Source organism: Zhenpiania hominis (assembly GCF_014333425.1).
Taxonomy (GTDB): Bacteria; Bacillota; Clostridia; order Peptostreptococcales; family Anaerovoracaceae; genus Hominibacterium; species Hominibacterium hominis.
Genome location: NZ_JACRYT010000039.1, coordinates 1 through 5,492, shown reverse-complemented (window position 1 = coordinate 5,492; position 5,492 = coordinate 1). Strand labels below are relative to the sequence as shown.

At 45.6% G+C, this 5,492-nt stretch carries 6 protein-coding genes; all 6 read right to left on the bottom strand.

The window, feature by feature from the left end; translation table 11 throughout:
- Positions 1 to 186: 186 nt before the first annotated feature.
- Genes H9L42_RS16395 through relB form a run of 6 tightly spaced genes read right to left on the bottom strand, consistent with a single transcriptional unit; the run spans position 187 to position 5,285 of the window.
- On the bottom strand, positions 187 to 1,599 hold the full coding sequence (locus tag H9L42_RS16395) for a minor capsid protein (RefSeq protein ID WP_187304474.1): 1,413 nt from the start codon (positions 1,597 to 1,599) through the stop codon (positions 187 to 189).
- Positions 1,583 to 3,076, bottom strand: coding sequence for a phage portal protein (locus H9L42_RS16390; protein WP_243235851.1), 1,494 nt, complete (start codon positions 3,074 to 3,076; stop codon positions 1,583 to 1,585). Before H9L42_RS16390 ends, H9L42_RS16395 begins: the two co-directional genes overlap by 17 nt.
- 9 nt (positions 3,077 to 3,085) lie before the next feature.
- On the bottom strand, positions 3,086 to 4,321 hold the full coding sequence (locus tag H9L42_RS16385; protein ID WP_187304473.1) for a PBSX family phage terminase large subunit: 1,236 nt from the start codon (positions 4,319 to 4,321) through the stop codon (positions 3,086 to 3,088).
- Positions 4,311 to 4,751 carry a terminase small subunit gene (locus H9L42_RS16380; protein WP_187304472.1) on the bottom strand — a complete coding sequence of 147 codons (441 nt, stop codon included), beginning with the start codon at positions 4,749 to 4,751 and terminating at the stop codon, positions 4,311 to 4,313. Before H9L42_RS16380 ends, H9L42_RS16385 begins: the two co-directional genes overlap by 11 nt.
- Positions 4,752 to 4,803: 52 nt before the next feature.
- A complete protein-coding gene (locus H9L42_RS16375) occupies positions 4,804 to 5,064 on the bottom strand; it encodes a type II toxin-antitoxin system RelE family toxin (RefSeq protein ID WP_187304471.1) in 261 nt (86 codons plus the stop codon).
- Entirely contained in the window at positions 5,064 to 5,285 is a 222-nt protein-coding gene (relB, locus tag H9L42_RS16370) for a type II toxin-antitoxin system RelB family antitoxin (RefSeq protein ID WP_187304470.1), read from the bottom strand. Before relB ends, H9L42_RS16375 begins: the two co-directional genes overlap by 1 nt.
- Between the last annotated feature and the right edge of the window lie 207 nt (positions 5,286 to 5,492).

Genomic DNA, 5,492 nt, shown 5'->3' with positions numbered 1-5,492 from the left:
CATCGATATCAGAAATCCCTCCGGAATATGCTTTCTCCAATATTTTGTTGATGAGTTTTTTTGCGATTTGTTGTATAATTGTTTCCATAAGAGACCAGTTCCTTTCGTGAGTTTTTGTGATGAAAACTATTTTATCATTTTGGAACTGTCTCTTTTTAGTTCTCTCTCAAAAATTCCACAATTATTTTACACTATCCTGTTTTCAATATGCATCTTTTCCTTTGCAAAACAAACCGCTTCTGCCCATTGGCATTCCCCAATATTGTACCTATGATGTGTCATCTCATGGATTACTGTTTGTGCCGTCACTCTTGAATTTTTAGTGTTTGACAGATATATTGTTATTGCATCTCCCTGCTGCTCGCCCCTAGCAGAATGCCATTGCTTTTCGTATTCCAATCTTGGTAAAATGCCACTGCGTTTTATATATTCTATCGTTTCCATCCCTACAGATGAAGTTTCAAGCTCATTTAAAATGCTTTCTGGCGTAATATCTCCATAAACATCATCTTTATCAAATATAAAACAGTCAACTGATTTTGCATAGTTTTTCGGCTTCCCGCCTCCTGTAAACTGCTTCTTCCATTCCGGATACTTCATATCCGCCGGCACGTAGTACGTCTTTCCGTCCTCGCCTCTCGCCGCCCGCATTTCACCGACGGTAAACTCGTCGTTAAAGTAGGGACAGGTACAGGACCGGCAGAACACATGAAAGGGCGGAGCTGTTACACCCGCCTCATAGTCTTTCATGTTAAATACCTTGCCATCCATCTCCTGGCAGATAGCAGAAGTGCGATTGTCCAGTGTGGCGCAGATTTCATATTGCTCCACACCTAAATCGTCAAAGCAATCTCTCTGGGAGACAGACCCAAAATAAGCCGCCTCAGTCATAATGAGACGGCCTGCGTTGTAGCGGCTGGTATTCATTTTCTTTGCGATATTTTTGATTGACCGATCCGGCGCTTCCCCGGTAATGCACATGCGGGAAAGCTCGTTATGGACTTCATTCACAAGCTTTGTCCGGTTCTGCCATACCCGCTCAGAAAAGTTCTTTCCGTCTGGTGCCCAGGGTTTCCGAATCACTCGGTCAATCTTTGCCTGGTCGATCGCCGCAATGGGCCAGCCGATGGAAAAACCTTTCTGAACCTCAAAAGCCGTATGGTAATAGCCTTCCTGGTACTGCTGCCGCATCGTCTCGTCGAGCAGGTCAAGCTGATTGCCATACACGACCTCAATGGATTGCTGCAGGTGCAGCTTCAGCGCTTCCAGTTTGCTGATATGGAATTTCGCCGAAGCATTTTCAAGCTGTTTCATCCAGCGCTGGTCCAGGGCGTTTTCTTCTCCGTGCTTGATGTAATCCTCTACGGCCCATTTAAACTCTTCCAGCTCGTCCGTGGAAAGGAGTTTTCTTGCCTCTGCCATGCTGATTTCATTATTCTTCGTAAGCCGCTGATACCAGGCGCGGATCGTTTTATCGATGTCCGTCTGCGCCCGCTTATAAATCCGGCCAACCTCCCGAATATGCTTTGTGATGTCTTGATTCCGAGCATCTTCCAGAAGTTCAAAGCGTTCCCGCCAGTATTTACTGTTCTTCGTCATTTACCGGCTCACCTTCTTCCGGTAGGTTCTGCGGCGCTTGATTCGGTGGGAACCCAAAGTTGTCCATCATGTTCTCTTCCTTCTGTTGTTTTAACCGATTCAGTTCTTCTGCCGGGTCATCCACCCACGGATGATTGGCCACAATGGTCTCATCGGACAAAATTCCGACGCTGTTTTTGCAGTTGTTGATGATGTCGCCCTCGTTCATCAGAATGTCCCGATTAAAGATAATCTCCACATCCTCCGCAGAGAAATCTCCGGATCCAGACTGAGCGAGGCTGGCATCAATAAACCAAAGGAGCTGCTCCATACTTGCCTGAAATTCTGTTTCCATTTCATCTGCGTCCAGGTCGATATCGCTGTACATGGAAAGCAGATTCATCTGGTTCGGGTTCCCGGACAGCCGATCATCTTTCGCATCATATCCCATCGCGTTTTCAATCAGTGCCTTTTTAAAGACCTCCAGAATCGTCCGGTAGTTCTCTGAGTTTATTTCGACCTGCAGCGTCTTCACATCGCCCCCGGCTCCGGAGCTGTCGGAACGAACCTTTACAGCCCCATACTGCGCAAGCTTTTCCCGAAACTCTCCGAGGTTCTGTCCGTCGTAATTGACAAGCACCAGAATGGTATTTCTGGCATCTTCCTGCATGTTGTTCTGAAATGTCGACAGAATTTGATTGATGCCGTCTTGCAGGGATTTTACCTGTTTAATCAACGGGATTTCTTCTGCGTTGCATTTGAACGGAATCAATGGGATCCGAGTCCAGTTGTATGCGTCTTCTCCGATCAAAAAGTATGGTCTGTACGGAACCTCTTCCGCCTTCAGACCGCCGTCCAGAATAAAGTACCAAATTCCCTCTTGGTCATATACTTCCACTTTTTCAATCACTCGTTCCTGCTGCCCTTCATAGGTTACGACTTCATAGATTCGGATTGCCGCATCCAGACGCGTATGGTCTGCGTCCTGCCACAGCGGAATTAACTCCCAGGGTTTGATACGGGTAAACACCATCTCTCCTGCTTCGTTGTAGTTCGGATAAATCCACCCGATTCCACCATTTAGCGCATCTCTTCCCACTCGGTTCAGAAGCTGAAAAAATCTCGCGTTAAAGAAGGCGTCCAGATGTTCCGCGTAACCTTCATTTTTGGTCTTAATCGTAAAGGGTTTCCCCAGAAGATAGTTTGCCTTCTGTTTTACCATCTTCCGGTACTGGTTGTCCACGATCCGGTTATTCGGCAGATTCTCTATCGGCCTCAGTTTTCCATCCTCTCCGATGACCTGCCGGACAGCATGGAGGATATCGTGGGCCCCGGCAAAATACTTTTCCCCGTCAATCATTTCCCGCCTTGTCTGAGAGGTCTTGAATTGCGATATTTGGTTTTGTATAAATTGTGCATCGGTCATTCTGCTTGCTGCGGCCTGCGTCATATAATGATTCAGCCGCATCGTATCCGATGTCAAAAATGATTCAAACATATAGCCTCCTTAGTCAAAGCTGAAGGTATCCGGCTTCAGAGCCCTGCTCACTCCATAACGAATCGAATCCATCCCGTGGGAGAATTCATGATCTGGCTTATCCGTCGGTTTCCCGTCTCTATCCTTTGCCCAGCAGTAATTTTGTATTTCCCGATAAAATTCCACGCATTTCGGATGAATGATAAACGTATAATTCTGCATAAGCTGAATCCCGTGATTAACGCTGTCCCGCCCTTTGACAGACGGTTCCGCCCGTATGCCCTCATCGCGAAGCTCCTCGATACTTTTCGGCTCGGCACAGTCACAGATAATACGCTGCCCGCCATACCCCATCGCTTTAATCTGCTTTGCGATGATCCGATTTGTCACACCGGACTGATACCATTCGTCGAATACATAAATGCACTTCTTTTTGTTATCGACCAGGCAGGCTGTAAATGCGTTCGGATCAGTAAAACCAAAATCCAGGCCGAACGCCGCTTTTATCCCTTCAATCTTCCGAATCTGATTTACATCAAATTCTTTCAGACGATAATTTTCAAAAATCAGCCCTTCTGCAATTCCCCATTCGCCATCACCTTCAATGCGGTAACGGCGTGGGTTATGTTCTTTCATGGCAAGGAAGATGCTCCTGTCTGCTTCATCCAGCCATTCGTTACATTGCCAGGTCGTCGTTTTGATAAAAGTATGCTCGTCCGGATTGTCAAAAAATCGCTTTTTTAGCCAGGACGTTGCTGACCACGGGTTGAAGGTAAGAGTTAACTGTTTGAAATATCCTTCCGGGACTTCTCCACGAATGGACATATCCAGCTTATTAAAATCGTCCTCATTGGTGATTTCATAGGCTTCTTCTACCCATACCCAGCAAAGTACTCCAGTCGCTACGGAAATGGACGTAATTTTCATCCCGTCATCCAGGCCGCGAAACAAAATCTTCTGACCGGTCGGGACATAAATAATTTCCATCGGTGAGACGGTGCAATTAAAAAAGGCCTCCACCTTTAATCGGCTGATGGCCCATTTTAAATCACTATATACGCTGTCCCGAAGCGTTGTTTTATATCGGCGCACGCAAAGTACGTTTGCCTGTGGATACTGCATGATTGACTTAATCAGCCAGAGCGCCGTTGTTTTGGATTTCTTACTCCCCCTGCTTCCCTTACAGACCCGATACCTCTTCTGGGTCTTCCAGAAATCCTCATAGCCTTTTCCAATCACTTCATATAAACGGATTTTATTCTTCATCTGGCACATCATCCACCAACACAACCGGTATAGCTCCAGTTACATCCACTTTGTCTGTAAATAACTGATAACGCTTTCCGAGCAGCTCCGCCGCCTTCAAACGATCTCTTGCGGAGATCTGTTTATCCACAATCCTTGCATCACTGCACCCTTCTCCGGTCCCTTCTACAACAACAACTTCCTCGGTAATTTCTCCACGCATCGCCGCAGTTAAATGCCGCATGACTTCATCTTGCGCCGCAATCAGTTCCGCATCTTTTTCTGCCATTTTTGCGTCGATGTACGCTTTAATTACAGGTTTTGACAGGTTTTCGGGCCCTGTCCGATTCGCAGTTTTTTTTGAATATCCTGCCCGGATTGCGGCCTGTGTGGCATTCAAGTCAATTAGATATTCATCGCAGAAACGCTTCTGTTTTTCTGTTAATGCCATACAGGCTCACCCCTTTCGTTGCATAATAAAAGAGACAGGCCGAGGCGTGTCTCTAGTAGATATTCTTTCTGTGTCCTACGTTGACAACATAGATTGTAATCGTGTCATCTGATATTTCTGCCATGATCCGATAGTCCCCCACACGATATCTCCACCTCCCGGCATAGTTTCCTGTGAGCGGTTTGCCGTGCATTCTCGGGTTATCGCACCCTTCCAGATTCTTTTTTATCCATGCAAGAAGCATGCGGGAAACACTTTTGTCGAGTTTCTTTAATGTTTTCAACGCTTTATCTGTAAAAATCACCTGATACATTATCGAAACCCAAGCTCCTTTTCCACTTCTTCCAGCGTATATGTTTTTGGATTCTTTTTAAAATCCTCAAGCGCTTCCTCGAATAACTCAAGATCCAGTTCATCTTCTATTTTTTCCAGAACCGCCTGACGCATAAGCTCAGATACTGTTATCCCGTGCAAATCAGCATATCCACGAATCAATTTATCTTCCGATGGATTTAAGCGAATTGATATTGCCATATTTCTCACCTCTTTCGTAATACATTGTATTACAATCAAGTCATATTGTCAATATCATTTTAAACAAAAACTCCCCCACTCGGAGGAGCTTCTGCCGTTATGTTAAAGTATCAGGAGGACATCAAATGCCTTTTATCTTTTTTTACTCACTATCATAATATCACACTTTTTTTGCCCCAGGGTTACCATGTTTACCCCCATGTTACT

Coding starts and splice junctions, on each gene's coding strand:
- H9L42_RS16395 (WP_187304474.1), bottom strand. CDS start 1,599: ATGACGAAGAACAGTAAATACTGGCGGGAACGCTTTGAACTTCTGGAA.
- H9L42_RS16390 (WP_243235851.1), bottom strand. CDS start 3,076: ATGTTTGAATCATTTTTGACATCGGATACGATGCGGCTGAATCATTAT.
- H9L42_RS16385 (WP_187304473.1), bottom strand. CDS start 4,321: ATGAAGAATAAAATCCGTTTATATGAAGTGATTGGAAAAGGCTATGAG.
- H9L42_RS16380 (WP_187304472.1), bottom strand. CDS start 4,751: ATGGCATTAACAGAAAAACAGAAGCGTTTCTGCGATGAATATCTAATT.
- H9L42_RS16375 (WP_187304471.1), bottom strand. CDS start 5,064: ATGTATCAGGTGATTTTTACAGATAAAGCGTTGAAAACATTAAAGAAA.
- relB (WP_187304470.1), bottom strand. CDS start 5,285: ATGGCAATATCAATTCGCTTAAATCCATCGGAAGATAAATTGATTCGT.